Genomic DNA, 14,720 nt, shown 5'->3' on the forward strand with positions numbered 1-14,720 from the left:
TTCATTTTTACACCAGACGTTAGCTTTTCTGTTTCGGCGTAAACCCCTTCTTGAATATGTTGGGTTTCCATCCCCAGCGTAACGAGCCCAGGCGAATAAATACGGTTGTGAATAACGATCCTAAAATACACCATAAATAAGGGGCGTCTAAGGTAAACAGCGCGGCGTAGGCCAGGCCACCGGAAAGGCAGGCAGTAGCATAAAGGTCGCCACGCATCACTAAAGGAACCTCTCGGCAAATGACATCTCTGATCAAACCGCCAAATATCCCTGTGGTCATCCCCATGGTTAATGCCACTATCATCCCAGAGCCCTCTATTAGCGCTTTTTCTATACCCACAATATTAAAAATGGCTAAACCTGCAGCATCTACTAATAAAAAATAATAATTAGAAAGGGGTGGTAAATAGCGAATTGATAAAACGGTAAGCACAACTGCGCCGTAAGTGGCGTATAAATAGGAAGGGGTTTCTACCCAAAATATGGGTAGAGTAAGCAATAAATCTCTAATAGTACCGCCGCCTAGTGCAGTGACCGCCGCTACGACTACCACACCAAAACCATTGATACTTTTTTCATGCCCCATTAATGCACCTGATACAGCAAAAAAAGCCACACCAAATAAACTTAAAAAGAGGAAATAATCCGCCGTCATCCCTGTCTCACTTGCGCAATTGATATGGGTTTTATTCTGAAAATAGTCGAGGACAGATCGTTAATTTACGAATTTCGTGTCAGTATTATTGTTTTAAACATACAAACCTATCTTTTACATGAAATTTATACTCATTTTATTATTTTTTGTTACAAGTGTTACCGCCTGCGCCGCACAACGCGATTATGCATTTCCCAGTAACATAAAGACTGCCAAACACTACGTTTTCTATTCTCATGGTTTTATCGTAGAAGGTGATGACCCGACGCCCATACACCCTCGGTGGGGTGTATATGATTTCCCGAGTATTCAAAATGCACTTGATAGCGAAAGCTATACTTTAATAGCGCACCACAGACCAAAGGGCGTAAGCCCTAACGACTACGCTAAACGCCTTGCTGCAGAAGTTAACCAACTTATCACTCTTGGTGTACCCCCAGAAAATATTACCCTTACCGGTTTTTCCCGCGGCGGCGCAATTACCATATTGGCATCAAACGAGTTAGAAAATGCTAAGGTCAATGTTGTGATTTTAGCGGGCTGTGCAGGGTTAATTAATCGTAAGCGCGATATACAGTTGTACGGTCGCGTGCTTTCAATTTATGAAACCTCTGATGATGTTGGCTCGTGCAATCTGTTAGAAGCACGCAGCCCTATGCTTAAAGAATTTAAAGAGATAGCCATTTCAACCGGTAAAGAGCACGGCGCGTTTTATCGCCCCATAGACGAATGGCTTGTACCGCTGAAACAGTGGATTAATGATTCAATTAGCGAGCCTGAAATTAATAGGCAAGAATAACGGCTAGGCGACACTGGTTGCCTTACTTTTCCTGACGACTACCATAGAGCCAATCTAACCCCTGAATGGCGGTAGTGGGAAATGCAGTTGCGTGGGTGGCCTCATCAATCAGTTTGAACTTGAGATTTATCTGCTGCTCACTCTGCTGTGTTATTTTTTGAGCCAGCTTTTGTGCACCTTCAACCATATCTTGCCTTTCACCATATTCAGGACGCTCTAACGCCCCCACGGAAAGATAAACGTTTACAGCTGTTTTGGCGGGAACAATAGCTTCAGACAAAATAGCATTATCGTGAAACCACACCGATGGGCTACCAATAATGTAGTTATTAAACATACTCGGGCGAGAAAAAAGCACATAAGCACTAAATAGCCCGCCTAAGGAATTTCCAACTATCGTTCTAGGCATTCCCTCCACGCGATAGTTATTCGAAATATAGGTAAATACTGTGTTATTGATAAAGTCAGCATGAAGCGCTGCTTTGCCAGTTTCAAGCTTCCAGTCTTCAGCAAGGTAAGGGGTATAGTCGCGAACACGACTTGCGGCGCCCTTAGACCCTTTCGAGTAGGATATGGCTACTATAATGGCTTGCTCCATTGCACCGCTATTCATAGGAAACCGTGTTGCCCCAGACACGACCTGAAAGGCATAAGAACCATCCAACAAATAAATCACTGGGTAAGATGCTGTCGTGTTAGCTCGGTAGCTTTTCGGCAACTTGATAAAAATAGGGTAAGTTAGGTCAGTGTTTTTATCTTGAAGTTCTACAACTGTACTTCTAGGTATTGTGAATTCAACGTTAGCATTAGCCATGGCACTGAAAGCTAACATCATTAATACCCAGCAAAAACGCGACAACATATTCCGCTCATTGTTTTAATTAACTATTTTCAACATATTATCTCGCAAACATTCATTGAGCAATTGTGCCAACGTCAAGATATGGGGTGTGGGATGCGGTGTAGGTGCCGATGACCTTCCTGCGCAGGATGCGCTGGCAGAGAACACGGATGGGTTTATGCCGCACTATTTCATGGTACGGGTAAGCGTTTATAGCAGAGGGAGTCGCCCCCATCGGAAGCCTTCCACAGCATGGAGCTATTGCGAAAACTTCATAGATTGATTCACGCCGCGTTTCACGTGGGCTTCTACTGTTGACTAATATTAATATTCAGCAGTGAGCCTTAATCGGATGTTCAGAAGGAAGGGCTTTGTGCGCCTCGGAAACTCTCTACAGAATGGATGCTGTAACGAAAGCCCCATGGTGGGGTTTACGGCTTGTCATCGGCATCATCCTTCAACTCACCTAACATGGCTATAAAGTGCGACCGGAGGGATACGGTGTAGGTGCTGATGACCTTCCAGCGCATGGATGCGCTGGCAGAGCCCCCATGGATGGGTTCACGGCGAGTCAGAGAGACCAACATCACATCCCTCCCCACACTCAATGCCGTGGGAAGAATATGTCTTTGGGGTTTATGACCTTCCAGCGCAGGACGCGCTGGCAGAGCCCCCATGGACGGGTTTACGGCGTGTCATAAACCCCAAGGACATGTTCTTCGTCCACAAAAAAGCCCGCTAATAAGCGGGCTCTTTCGAAGTTAACAATAACGCAAGGATTAGTAATCTTAGTTAAGCTTTTCTTTGATACGTGCAGATTTACCTGAACGTTCACGAAGATAGTAAAGCTTAGCACGACGAACCGCACCGCGGCGTTTAACTTCAATTGAAGAGATAGCCGGGCTGTGTGTTTGGAACACACGCTCAACGCCTTCGCCGCTAGAAATCTTACGTACGGTAAAAGACGAGTGCAGACCACGGTTACGCTTAGCGATAACAACACCTTCATAAGCCTGAAGACGCTCTTTGTCACCTTCGGTAACGCGAACTTTAACAACTACTGTGTCACCCGGGCCGAACCCTGGAACATCAGATTTAAGCTGTGCTTGCTCAATTTTCTTGATGATATCTTGACTGACTTTGCTCATCATATCCTCTCGTCCTAGTTAACTGTCATCTCGCTGCAACTGCGTTTGGAATATTTCCAATAACCGCTGCTGCTCCTCAGTCAGAGCTAGGTGATTTAACAAATCAGGGCGACGCAGTAAGGTTCTACCCAAAGACTGCATTAATCGCCACTGCCTAATTTTTTCATGATCACCACTTAACAACACGTCAGGTACCGATTGACCATCTAGTACTTCTGGCCGCGTATAATGCGGACAATCCAGAAGACCATCGGTAAAGGAATCTTCAACTGCTGAAGCTTTATGCCCCAACACGCCGGGAACTAATCTAGCAACTGCGTCCATTAAGACCATTGCCGGCAGTTCACCGCCACTTAGAACGTAATCACCAATGGAGACTTCTTCATCTACATGGCTTTTGATTACGCGCTCATCAATTCCTTCATATCGACCACAGATTAAAATCGTACGGTCAATGCCAGCAAGACGTTGAACGCCTGCTTGGTCAAGGGGCTTCCCTTGGGGTGATAAGTAGATCACGCTACTGTTTTCGCCACCAACTTTCTTGGCAGCTTGTATTGCGTCGGTAAGCGGTTTAACCATCATCAGCATGCCGGGTCCGCCACCATAGGGGCGATCGTCAACTGTGCGATGGCGGTCATGGGTAAAGTCGCGGGGGTTAAAGGTATCAACCGATAATTTTCCAGACTTAACAGCCCTGCCGATTACACCCTGTTGGGTAAATGGCGCGAACATATCTGGAAACAGGCTAACCACCCCGAACCATTTTTCCGGTGTCACTTAAAACCCCGGATCCCAGTCAACTTTAATGACCTTCGCTTCCCGATCAACCTCTTGTACAACGTCGTCGAACACAAAAGGTATTAATCTTTCTTTTTGACCAAAAGCATCGCCTACATTAGCTTTAACGTGAACCACGTCATTGGCACCTGTATTAAATACTTCTTTCACCACACCTAAGTCGTAACCTTGCGTAGTTACCACTTTCATGCCAGTGAGCTCGCGCCAATAAATGCCATCGTCCCCTAAATCGGGAAGTTGCGAAGCGCTAATGTTTATATCCAAGTTTTTGATGCGTTCTGCATCATCTCGGTTATCTACACCAACAATCTTTGCTACCAGGCCTTTACCATGCGTTCGCCATTGGTCAATTTGGTATTTGTTTTCTTCGCCAAGGAACCAAGGCAAGTACTCAAAAATACCTTCTGGTGTTTGTGTATAGCTGTTGATTTTGACCCAACCTTTAACACCGTAAGGTGCACCGATTTTGCCAACAACCACAATGTCAGACGCTAAACTCATCTATACTCACCAGTTAATTGCAACTTACGCTGCAGATTTTTTAGCTTCTTTTACCAAGCTAGTTACGCGCTCAGATAAGCTCGCGCCAACACCAACCCAGTAATCAACACGTTCTAGGTCAACGCGTAAACGCTCTGCTTGACCTTGTGCTGTTGGGTTGAAGAAACCAACGTTTTCAATAAAACGACCGTTTCTTGCACGACGGCTATCAGCCACCACTAGTTGATAAAATGGACGCTTTTTCGCGCCACCACGCTGTAAACGAATAGTAACCATAAATGCCTCAAACTCGTTGTAGCGTTACCGTTAACTTAATCCTTCTTTAGACGCCTATAAATTGAGCGCCTAAGAGAAGGCCGCCGAATTATACGGATATGGGCTGTGAATGCAAGTATAAATGCGGGTTAAATAGGGATTATGCATCCCTATTTATTATTTATTGGCTATTAGTGTGGAAGGAGTAAAATTTTCGCTTGCTTATAAGGCCTTAGCTTCTCCTAAACGATAGAGTAAAATAGCCGCTTTATGCATGTTTTGTGAAAAGGTAGACATGTCGGCCACTTCATCTTTTGTATGTCCGCCATCGCCCATTAAGCCTAGGCCATCAATTGCCATGTCTACATGATCTGCAGCGAATGAAATATCAGCCGCACCCGCATTCCGCGGATTTACCGGTTCAACAGGCCCGTAACCTAAAGATTCACTCACATCGCTATACATCTTTAACAGTACATAGTTTTCATCGGTAGGTGCCATTGGCGGATAACCATCGGCAAAGGTTAATGTAGCAGAGGTATGCGCTAGGTTGTTCGAAGCCACTTCCTGCATCACTTTTTTGGCTTTTGCCAGTTCATCGGCGGTTAATGTGCGAATGCCGCCTTTCACGGTCACTTCTTTCGCTACCACATTGGTTTTACCAAAGCCTTGTACGATAGAATTTTCGGGTTGTACTTCAACTTCAGTTCCCCCTGCTATTAATCCAGGGTTAAAGGTAATATTACCAACGCCGGCTAATTGCTCTCGGAAATCATTTAAAATACGGGCTGTTTCAAAAATAGCGCCATAGCCCACATTGTCGGTGAATATTTGTGATGAATGCGCAGGCTTGCCTGCAACATCTAACTGCCATCCTATTGAGCCACGACGTGCAACCACCGCCGTTTTAATATCGCCATCGGCATCTTCAAACCCCAGCGCGATATCTGCCCATATTGCCGCATCAACCAAGGCCTTTTTTGATAGTGAAAGTGGGCGGCCACTACTTTCTTCATCGCCTGTCATCACTACTTTAATACTGATATTATCGAGCAAATCTAAGGCTTTTAGCGCTTGCAGTGCCGCAATAATAATTACATCACCGCCTTTCATATCGGTGATGCCAGGCCCTGCTATATGGGTGTCATCAACTACGCTGTAGCTTTGGAATGCATCGTCTTTGGCAAACACCGTATCTAAGTGGCCGATCATCAAGATTTTCGGACCCGAATTTCCATAACTTGCCACTAAGTGCCCAGCTCGATTAAATTCACTTCCATCAACCCACTGTGTATCAAACCCCATTGCATCGAACTCGGCTTGATATATTGCCCCTACCTTTTTGACTCCATCGAAATTCATGGTGCCACTGTTAATGTTTACGGTTTTTTCTAACAGCGCTTGGGAGTGGGTAAGGTTATCATCGATGTGTTTTGTAATTTTTTTCTCGGTGGCAGTATTAGCCATACTAGTTTGGCTAAACACGAATACCATGCCAACGAGCAAGGTGTTGAGCTTGATTCTTTTCATCATATCTTTCATCACTTGTATTATCTTTTAAGGATTTATTGGAAAAAGGACGAATAACGAGAGTAAAACGGGTGTATCTTAAAGTCTAGTAAGAAGAAAATACGTTATGAATGCGTAAACAACAATCTACCTTAAGGATGAAGGAGAGTGATTAATCAGGTTGATAGCAGTCATCTAAAGATTATTAATCAGGTGGCGCAATACATTTATGACCATAGCGATAAGCCAATAAGTCTTGATGAACTGGCAAGTTATACGGGGTTTTCTAAATACCATTTTAATCGTATGTTTTTTGCCGTCACTGGTTTCCAGTTAGGTGAATATATACAAAGAAAGAAATTAGAGAAGGCGCTGTATTCGATTCAAAATGGTAACCATAACATTACTGATATTGCACTTAGCGTGGGTTACGACTCCCCTTCTGCTTTTTCTAGGGCATTTAAAAAGAACTTCTCTTGCACACCGTCGGATATTATTACCGGTAATGCCCTAGCAAATGTTCGAGCAAGTGGCTTACCCCCCAAAAAATCACCACCTGAAACAGAGCTATCACCTACCTGGTTAACCCTTCCAGAACGTAAGGTTTACGGCTTGTATGATTCCGGCTTTAGCACACAATCTTATTCTGCTGTTGCAGGTAAATTGTTTAAACGATTAGCGACACTTGCCGAGCCCTTTAGTTTTAATGAATTACAGCCTATCGGTGTTTCTGTAGATAACCCCTGGTTAGTAGAGCAAGCAGAAAGTCGTTTTTTTGCGGGTTTTCTATATGGGTTAAATTCACAACAACAGGATGTAGATATTTTCCATTGGGAAGCGGGTCGTTGGGCCAGCTTTACTCACTATGGTTCTCACGACACTATGTGGCAGACGATTTCACAGATTTATGCCCTGTGGGTATTGCCGAACAATATTCAGCTAAAAGACCAACAAATTGTTCAGCAATATATAAATAGCCCGCAAGAAACCGCGGCAGATTTACTGCAAACCACACTGTTCTTTGCAGTGGAAGATAAGACGTAATCCACGCAAATTTAAATCAATGAAATTGCAAAACGCACTTTCTGCACAGCGCCTGTTATTCAATATCGCTATTATCGTTTTAAATGAACCGAACAGAGAAAACTGATGAAAATGAAAATACTGTATTTAGCTCCCCTTCCCCATTCCCTTGCTTTTTCATTTTTGATGCTTATTAATGCAGTCACTGTGTTTGCTTCAACCGGTGCTGATGATAGTGCTGGTGTAGGCGCTAATGCGAGCTTTGAGCTAAAAACACAAGACGTTGACTTCTTTGACCAAAAAGCTAATAGGCCTGCGAAGGTTAAATTTTGGTATCAAGCTGACACACGTGCGTGCGATGCTAAAATCTGTTTGCGTTCAGCACAAAACAAGCACAAAGTTGCGGTTATATCTCACGGTGCATTTGGCTCGCCTAACTCAATGAATTGGTTAGGCTATGCACTAGCGTCTCAAGGGTGGATTGTTGCCGGCGTGGCGCATTATGGTGAGTCTTGGGTCTATGGACAAGACACTATAGACCCCAGCGTATTGCAGCGCTTTTGGCAGCGCCCTCAAGAAATAAGCTTTGTTATAGATAGCCTTACTAAAAGTGGGCTGTTTAATCATTCATTAGAAACCGATGACATAGTCATGTTTGGGCATTCTTCGGGAGGGTTTACTGCATTAGCGATGGCTGGCGCAAAATTAGCTGCAGGTAAATCAGAAGCCTATTGTATGTCTGAAAAGGCAAAAGATGATAAAGGCTGTGACTATAGCGCAAAGAAAGCTAGCTCGGTTGAAAGCAGCTCTGTTAATAGTAGCTCTGTTAAAAATAGCACCAAGCCTTTAAGTAAAGAAATGTTAGAGAAAATTGGGATATTACAAGCACAAATGAAAGATGAGAGAATAACCTCAGTTATTGCTTTTGATCCCGCGCTAGGACATGCCGCAAACGAAGCCAGTTTAAAAGCTATCAAAGTACCCACGTTAATACTAGGCTCTGTTGACAATGATTTCCTGCCATATGAAACCCATGCAAAATACTATGCTGATAATATCCCCAACGCAAAACTGGTAGGTGTTGAACAAGGTGCGGGCCATTTTATTTATATTGATGATTGCAATAATGATCGCGAAGTAAAAGGCGTTCCTTTATGTAAAGACAGAGACGGCGTTGATCGCAAAGCGTTACAAAAGCAGTTGCTTAATCATGTATTTCAATTCATCAGCAGTGGGAAAAATTAACGAGCTCCCCGCGTTAGCCGAGGCAAATAACAAAGAAGCACATAGCGAGGTTACTGGGATGGTAATTGAGATAATTAACGGGAGAAATAGCCGGTAAAGTAAAAGCTGAAGTAATCGGAAACAGATTAAGGTTTCAGAAAAAAGGTGTGATTCATTGGATCGATTAACAACGAATATACTTATTGCCGCTCTGGCACTTACAATGAGTTCCCGAACTATCGCAAGCGAGATATGGCAAACCATTGGATATGGCTATATCTTCGACCTAAGTGAGCTCAATAGCCCTATCATTTATGACATAGGCAATAACTTTTGTTTACCCAATCACTTTTTAACAGAAGAAGCTCTTCAAAATGGCGTTGCTATAAATGAAGCTACCCGCCAATTAGACTTTGATAAATTATTCACGTTGTCAGTTACCAAGCTAGATAATTTGCCTAAAGCCTGTTCTGACTATGCCTTAACTACATTTAGTGCTCCGGGATATGTTTTCAGTGCTACGCAGATACTAAACGTATTTTTTGACAATTTTGCAGAGCATTATGCGTTCTCTGACTACAAAAATATTGACTGGAAACAGGTGAAATTAGACTGGCTGAAACAGGTAAATGAGTACACAACCCCTCAACAGCTTCAGGTCGTTATTGATAGGTTTCTAGCGTCACTGCGAGATGGTCACGCCTTACTGTTTGACCAATCCCTCAATAGATTATCTTATTATTCTTCCAGAGCAATTGAAGCCAAAACAAGGCTGAGTACTTTTCATCTTAATCACCCTGAATACCTTACCCTCACTGACGTATACCGTCACATCTATAACAACTGGACTCAAATAATTGAATCCTATTTTAATGCAGACTTTCCACATTATGAGCTTCAAAATAACTTTTTGTATGGAAGGCTTGAGGGAAATATTTCTTACCTCAGAATAGCGAGCTTTGATGAATACGACACCGAGCAAGTTCTGCAAGCGTTAATACCGCAGATCAATGAAACTAATGGCTTGGTAATAGATCTTAGAGATACCGATGGTGGCAGCGACAAAGTGGCATTAGCAATAAGTGCTTTTTTAATAAATGAACCACTGAAAGTGAGCTCAAAACATTTTAAATTGAATAGTGGCGAAAACAGTCAAGATATAATGAGCGAAACAAGAGATATTGTCGTTTATCCATTTAGTACTTCGACATCTGCGCCTTCAAAGCCTTATTTAGGAAAAATTGTTGCTATTACGAGTCAGCATACACCTAGCGCTGCCGAAGTGTTTTTACTCGCGCTTCAAGCGCGAGATAATGTTTCGATAATTGGTGAAAATAGCTCTGGTGCTTTCAGTGATGCCTTAACTAAGGCATTGCCGAATGGATGGGGAATGACACTATCTAACGAAAGCTATATCGCTCCCGAGGGCAAAAGTTTTGAGTTTGTCGGAATACCTGTCGATGAAGCCTTTGAGTTTCCGAATATCTCAGACATTAAAAATCGAAAAGATTCAGCACTAGAGCATGCAATAAGTTTGCTAAAAGATTAGCTTGTTTAGCTGGCCGTTTCTAAACCTGCGAACCAGCCTCTACTAACCACCGCTAGCCTTTAGCTATATCTTCTAATCTTTATATCAACTATCTCCCAAATTGCGCCAATGTCACGTTAGCATCGTTATAATCAAGGGCAATAAATCGATAACCTGATTCATTTTTTAAAATTAAGCTGGGAAAACCCTGGGCGCCAATAGCTTGCCCCATATTGATTTCTTCCATTAATGCTTGTTGAGTTTCTGCGCTGTTTAAATCTTTTTCGAATTGCACAGTGTTTAGCCCCAACTCACCCGCCATGGTTATTAACGTAGTGTCATTAGACGGATTCATAGCGCGAAGATAGTACCCTTCTTGAATGGCACGGATCATTGGCTCTTCTTTGCTGGCATCTTGTTTTCTTGCAGCAATCACGGCGCGGCATGAGGGATAGGTTGAACGTCGCGGCTCGCATTTTTCCCAAAACTCAAAGTTGAATGTGGTACCCGGCACCCGCTGTATAATGGTTTTCCAATATCCGCTGATAGCAGCTTGCATAGCACTTGGCATGGGTTCGCTAGAATCAGGCGCTAACCCGCCTAATACATATTGCACCTTTATATCGTCAGGTAGGCTTTGTTTTATGGTGTTCCATACTGGTACGAACGCCCAGCACCAACTGCACATGGGGTCGTGCACGTAGTAGAGGATAGATTTACTACTCTGCTGTGTTACTTGTTGTCTGGGCTGTCGCACTGACTTTTCCAAAACACTCTCCTACATTTATTTAACAAATAATTATTTAATACTTCACAAGTGAAGGTTTTTGGATTACTTTAAAAAAAACCTCATAGACGTCTAAACGTCTAAACGTCCAAACACACAAAATATAAATTAACTTTTAAGGTATGTTCAATGAAACCAGAAACCATTGCATTACACGCAGGCTATACTAGCGAAGAAACCACAAAAGCAGCAACTACTCCTATTTATCAAACCACATCATTTACGTTTGATAATACGCAACATGGTGCTGATTTGTTCGACCTTAAAGTGCCAGGTTATATCTACAGCCGCATAATGAACCCAACCAACGCAGTGCTTGAACAGCGTTTAACTGAATTAGAAGGTGGTGTGGGCGCTTTAGCGGTAGCCTCTGGCATGGCCGCTATTCGCTACGCCATTGAAGCTATTGCAGAAGTGGGAAGTAATATTGTGAGCGTTGGGCAGTTATACGGCGGCACCTACAACCTTTTTGCGCATACTTTTCCTCGCCAAGGTATTCAAACTACCTTCGTGCAAGCGAATGACTTCGACGGCCTTGCTGCCGCTATTGATGAAAATACCAAAGCCGTATTTTGTGAATCTATTGGCAACCCGGCTGGTAACGTGGTTGATATTAAACGTTGGGCCGACATTGCGCATGCCGCAGGCATACCCTTAATTGTTGATAACACCGTTGCCACCCCTATTCTTTGTAAAGTGTTCGAGCACGGGGCTGATATCGCCATTCACTCGTTAACTAAATATATTGGCGGCCACGGTACTACTGTGGGCGGCATTATTGTTGATTCAGGTAACTTTAATTGGGCAGCACAATCAGAACGATTCAGTATGCTGACAACTCCCGATCCAAGTTACCATGGAGTCACTTACACCGAAGCCCTTGGCCCAGCCGCGTATATTGGCCGTTGCCGCGTAGTGCCTCTGCGTAATACGGGGGCTGCACTTTCAGCACAAAGTGCATTCAACATTATGCAAGGTTTAGAAACTTTGTCGTTACGAATGGAACGCCACTGCGAAAATGCAGAGAAAGTGGCTGTGTTTCTTAAGAAACACCCTTCTGTAAATTGGGTTAACTATGCAGCCCTACCTGATAGTGAGCACTTCGAGACCTGCCAACGCATTTGTGGTGGTAAAGCGGCCGGTATTATCAGCTTTGGTATTCAAGGTGGATTGCCAGCAGGCGCTAAGTTTATTGATGCCCTGCAACTAATTTTACGCTTGGTTAATATTGGTGATGCAAAGTCTTTAGCCTGTCACCCTGCCAGCACTACACACCGCCAATTAAATACTGATGAGCTTGCATCGGCGGGTGTGAGTGAAGATATGGTGCGTATTTCGGTAGGTATTGAACATATTGATGATATTATCGCTGACATCGAACAAGCGCTTGTTGCCAGCCAAGGGTAGCCCTTCTTCGGCAACATAGTTTTTTCTACCTAAATAGCTCTCTACCTACAGAGCTTTCTCTACCTAAATAAAACAGAGTAAAACACTAGGCCATATGCTTAGTGTTTTGCTTATTTAGCATTTAATGTAATCAACGACATTATCTATGTCGTTGCGCTTTTGTTCTACTGACGCTTTATTCTATTGGCACTTTATTCTATCGCCAGAAAATACTCATCAGCTAAAATTACAAATCGTCTTAACACTAGTCACCTCATATACTGCCGCTGTAATCGCATCACTAGATCAAAATGCCATAGTATGCCGTATAGTGATTGCATCTTGAGCGATGAATGATTTTACATGAATACTTCTTGCTCAGTTTTTCAGCTATGTCGAAATTTATGAAAAGAGGTTATTTTGGCAACACCGCTAAATGAAGTGTCTACAAAACAAGTATTGCTTTGGATTGGTTCACACTTAAGCCAATATAAAAAACGGGTTGCGGGGGCAATTGCTGCCTTATTTACTGCAGCCATAGCATGGTTAATGCTGGGGCAAGGCATTAAATACGCTATTGATAGCGGTTTTGTAGAAAGTGCTTCTGAAACCTTAAATCAGGCCACTGTTATTGTATTAGGGATCACCCTAATTGCGTGCATCGCTACCTATGCGCGATTTTACTTAATGACTTGGTTAGGCGAGCGAGTCAGTGCCGACATTCGAAACCAAGTTTATTCGCATCTGCTGTCACTTCCCCCTTCGTTTTTTGCAGAGCTTAGAACCGGTGAAGTCATTTCACGGTTCACCAGCGACACCACAGTAATTCAAACCGTGGTAGGTATGAGCCTATCAATGACCCTTCGCTCGGTAGTCACATTTGCAGGCGCGCTCGTGCTAATGGGGATATCTAGCCCCCTACTTACGTTTTGCGTGATTATCGCGGTACCTGCGGTACTTGTACCCATTAAAGTACTAGCGCCTCAGGTACGTAAGTTCGCTAAAATAAGCCAAGATAAAGTGGCAGATTTAGGCTCCCACATTGATGAAAGCTTGCATGAAATTATGACGGTTCAAGCTTATACCGCAGAAGACAAAGAACGAGCGCAGTTTTCTTCACGAGTAGAGTCAGCCATGGATGCGGCTAAACATCGCATTCATTATCGTTCTTTGTTAATTGGCTGCATTATGTGCCTAAGTATGACTGCCATTATATTTATTGCATGGGTAGGTGCCCGCCAAGTATTAGAAGGGAAAATGACAGTAGGCGAACTTTCTGCCTTTCTGTTTTATGCCGTAATGGCAGGAGGCAGTATTGCCACCGTAAGTGAAGTTATTGGTGAAGTACAACGAGGCGTAGGCGCAAGCGAGCGCCTTTACCAACTACTGAACGCTACATCGGATGTGACCTCACTGTCTGAACACTCATCTTCCAAGCAAGTACCACAAACCGCACCCGCTATTGCGTTTAAAAATATGAGCTTTGGTTACCCTGGCACTAAACCATTATTCAACAATTTGAACTTAGACATTAAAGCCGGTGAAAATCTGGCATTGGTGGGCGCTAGCGGCGCAGGAAAGTCATCTTTATTTCAACTACTGATGCGCTTTTACGACCCCACTACCGGCGAAATCACCTTTGATGGCGCTCCAATTATTAGCAAGCCGCTAACGTGTTTGCGCCAACATATTGCTATAGTAACCCAAGAGCCTGTGGTATTTGCCAGTAGTGTGATGGAAAACATACGCTATGGAAGCCCAAATGCCAGCGATGATGATGTGATAAGCGCAGCCAAAAAAGCCTTCGCACATGAATTTATCGACAATCTCGAAAACCGCTACCATACCCAATTAGGCGAACGAGGCATTAAGCTTTCTGGCGGGCAGAAACAACGTATCGCCATCGCCCGTGCAATATTAGCGAATCGCCCTATCTTACTTTTAGATGAAGCGACCAGTGCGCTAGATGCCATGAGCGAACGTATGGTTCAACAGGCAATGAATCGTTTAATGGAAGGCAAAACCAGTATTGTTATCGCACACAGACTGGCGACTGTTCAACATGCCGATAGAATCATTGTTATGGATAAAGGCAGCATAGTAAGTATAGGCACCCACGCAGAATTAATGAAAAGCGATACCTTGTACAGGGAATACGCTGAACTGCAATTGCTTAGCTAGGCTGCCTGTGGTGCTATAACACTTGAATTTTGCTTGGGTAAAGTGGCAAAAAAAGAACGCAAAAATAGCCACTACTTTTCAT

14 protein-coding genes are annotated in these 14,720 nt (G+C 43.5%); 6 read left to right on the forward strand and 8 right to left on the reverse strand.

From position 1 onward, the window contains the following. Nucleotides 1-19 precede the first annotated feature (19 nt). The gene (locus Q4561_RS08255; RefSeq protein WP_303459088.1) at nt 20-655 is read right to left on the reverse strand and encodes a trimeric intracellular cation channel family protein; all 636 of its coding nucleotides are present in this window, start codon (nt 653-655) and stop codon (nt 20-22) included. Between the two features lie 118 nt (nt 656-773). Here Q4561_RS08255 and Q4561_RS08260 point away from each other — a divergent pair, with 118 nt between their 5' ends. Beyond that, the gene (locus Q4561_RS08260; RefSeq protein WP_303459090.1) at nt 774-1,454 is read left to right on the forward strand and encodes an alpha/beta hydrolase; all 681 of its coding nucleotides are present in this window, start codon (nt 774-776) and stop codon (nt 1,452-1,454) included. A 22-nt stretch (nt 1,455-1,476) separates the two neighbouring features. Here the strand turns inward: Q4561_RS08260 and Q4561_RS08265 are convergent, their stop codons facing one another. The 6 genes from Q4561_RS08265 to Q4561_RS08290 all read right to left on the reverse strand — a co-directional run bounded on the left by Q4561_RS08265 (nt 1,477) and on the right by Q4561_RS08290 (nt 6,467). Then, nucleotides 1,477-2,316 (reverse strand): alpha/beta hydrolase, encoded by an 840-nt coding sequence (locus tag Q4561_RS08265; RefSeq protein WP_303459093.1) that lies wholly within the window; start codon nt 2,314-2,316, stop codon nt 1,477-1,479. 767 nt (nt 2,317-3,083) lie between these two features. Further along, nucleotides 3,084-3,443 (reverse strand): 50S ribosomal protein L19, encoded by a 360-nt coding sequence (gene rplS, locus Q4561_RS08270; RefSeq protein WP_013784897.1) that lies wholly within the window; start codon nt 3,441-3,443, stop codon nt 3,084-3,086. Between the two features lie 18 nt (nt 3,444-3,461). Then, the gene (trmD, locus tag Q4561_RS08275) at nt 3,462-4,223 is read right to left on the reverse strand and encodes a tRNA (guanosine(37)-N1)-methyltransferase TrmD (RefSeq protein ID WP_303459095.1); all 762 of its coding nucleotides are present in this window, start codon (nt 4,221-4,223) and stop codon (nt 3,462-3,464) included. Beyond that, entirely contained in the window at nt 4,224-4,745 is a 522-nt protein-coding gene (rimM, locus tag Q4561_RS08280; protein WP_303459097.1) for a ribosome maturation factor RimM, read from the reverse strand. It lies immediately after the preceding gene. Between the two features lie 24 nt (nt 4,746-4,769). After that, complete coding sequence (gene rpsP / locus Q4561_RS08285; RefSeq protein ID WP_013784900.1) at nt 4,770-5,021, reverse strand: 30S ribosomal protein S16; 252 nt, start codon at nt 5,019-5,021, stop codon at nt 4,770-4,772. Nucleotides 5,022-5,222: 201 nt separating this feature from the next. Continuing rightward, nucleotides 5,223-6,467, reverse strand: coding sequence for a M20/M25/M40 family metallo-hydrolase (locus Q4561_RS08290; RefSeq protein ID WP_368411527.1), 1,245 nt, complete (start codon nt 6,465-6,467; stop codon nt 5,223-5,225). Nucleotides 6,468-6,677: 210 nt separating this feature from the next. Here Q4561_RS08290 and Q4561_RS08295 point away from each other — a divergent pair, with 210 nt between their 5' ends. From Q4561_RS08295 to Q4561_RS08305, 3 genes are all read left to right on the forward strand, one after another. Continuing rightward, complete coding sequence (locus Q4561_RS08295; RefSeq protein WP_303459103.1) at nt 6,678-7,553, forward strand: AraC family transcriptional regulator; 876 nt, start codon at nt 6,678-6,680, stop codon at nt 7,551-7,553. Nucleotides 7,554-7,658: 105 nt separating this feature from the next. After that, entirely contained in the window at nt 7,659-8,777 is a 1,119-nt protein-coding gene (locus tag Q4561_RS08300) for a hypothetical protein (protein ID WP_303459106.1), read from the forward strand. 202 nt (nt 8,778-8,979) lie between these two features. Further along, on the forward strand, nt 8,980-10,305 hold the full coding sequence (locus tag Q4561_RS08305) for a S41 family peptidase (protein WP_303459108.1): 1,326 nt from the start codon (nt 8,980-8,982) through the stop codon (nt 10,303-10,305). A gap of 88 nt (nt 10,306-10,393) precedes the next feature. On the opposite strand, the gene Q4561_RS08310 is transcribed toward Q4561_RS08305, so the two are convergent. Then, nucleotides 10,394-11,053 (reverse strand): DsbA family protein, encoded by a 660-nt coding sequence (locus Q4561_RS08310; protein ID WP_303459110.1) that lies wholly within the window; start codon nt 11,051-11,053, stop codon nt 10,394-10,396. 147 nt (nt 11,054-11,200) lie between these two features. Between Q4561_RS08310 and Q4561_RS08315 the strand changes: the two genes are divergently transcribed. Both Q4561_RS08315 and Q4561_RS08320 read left to right on the forward strand, forming a co-directional pair. Beyond that, the gene (locus tag Q4561_RS08315) at nt 11,201-12,478 is read left to right on the forward strand and encodes an O-acetylhomoserine aminocarboxypropyltransferase/cysteine synthase family protein (RefSeq protein ID WP_303459112.1); all 1,278 of its coding nucleotides are present in this window, start codon (nt 11,201-11,203) and stop codon (nt 12,476-12,478) included. A gap of 399 nt (nt 12,479-12,877) precedes the next feature. Continuing rightward, nucleotides 12,878-14,638, forward strand: a complete 1,761-nt coding sequence (locus Q4561_RS08320) for an ABC transporter transmembrane domain-containing protein (RefSeq protein ID WP_303459115.1) — start codon at nt 12,878-12,880, stop codon at nt 14,636-14,638. Nucleotides 14,639-14,720 lie beyond the last annotated feature (82 nt).

Source organism: Alteromonas sp. 1_MG-2023, from assembly GCF_030547075.1.
Taxonomy (GTDB): Bacteria; Pseudomonadota; Gammaproteobacteria; order Enterobacterales; family Alteromonadaceae; genus Alteromonas.

Excerpts from the sequence above, each read along its gene's own strand:
- Q4561_RS08255 (WP_303459088.1), bottom strand. The coding sequence starts at position 655 with ATGACGGCGGATTATTTCCTCTTTTTAAGTTTATTTGGTGTGGCTTTT.
- Q4561_RS08260 (WP_303459090.1), top strand. The coding sequence starts at position 774 with ATGAAATTTATACTCATTTTATTATTTTTTGTTACAAGTGTTACCGCC.
- Q4561_RS08265 (WP_303459093.1), bottom strand. The coding sequence starts at position 2,316 with ATGTTGTCGCGTTTTTGCTGGGTATTAATGATGTTAGCTTTCAGTGCC.
- rplS (WP_013784897.1), bottom strand. The coding sequence starts at position 3,443 with ATGAGCAAAGTCAGTCAAGATATCATCAAGAAAATTGAGCAAGCACAG.
- rimM (WP_303459097.1), bottom strand. The coding sequence starts at position 4,745 with ATGAGTTTAGCGTCTGACATTGTGGTTGTTGGCAAAATCGGTGCACCT.
- rpsP (WP_013784900.1), bottom strand. The coding sequence starts at position 5,021 with ATGGTTACTATTCGTTTACAGCGTGGTGGCGCGAAAAAGCGTCCATTT.
- Q4561_RS08290 (WP_368411527.1), bottom strand. The coding sequence starts at position 6,467 with ATGGCTAATACTGCCACCGAGAAAAAAATTACAAAACACATCGATGAT.
- Q4561_RS08300 (WP_303459106.1), top strand. The coding sequence starts at position 7,659 with ATGAAAATGAAAATACTGTATTTAGCTCCCCTTCCCCATTCCCTTGCT.
- Q4561_RS08305 (WP_303459108.1), top strand. The coding sequence starts at position 8,980 with ATGAGTTCCCGAACTATCGCAAGCGAGATATGGCAAACCATTGGATAT.
- Q4561_RS08315 (WP_303459112.1), top strand. The coding sequence starts at position 11,201 with ATGAAACCAGAAACCATTGCATTACACGCAGGCTATACTAGCGAAGAA.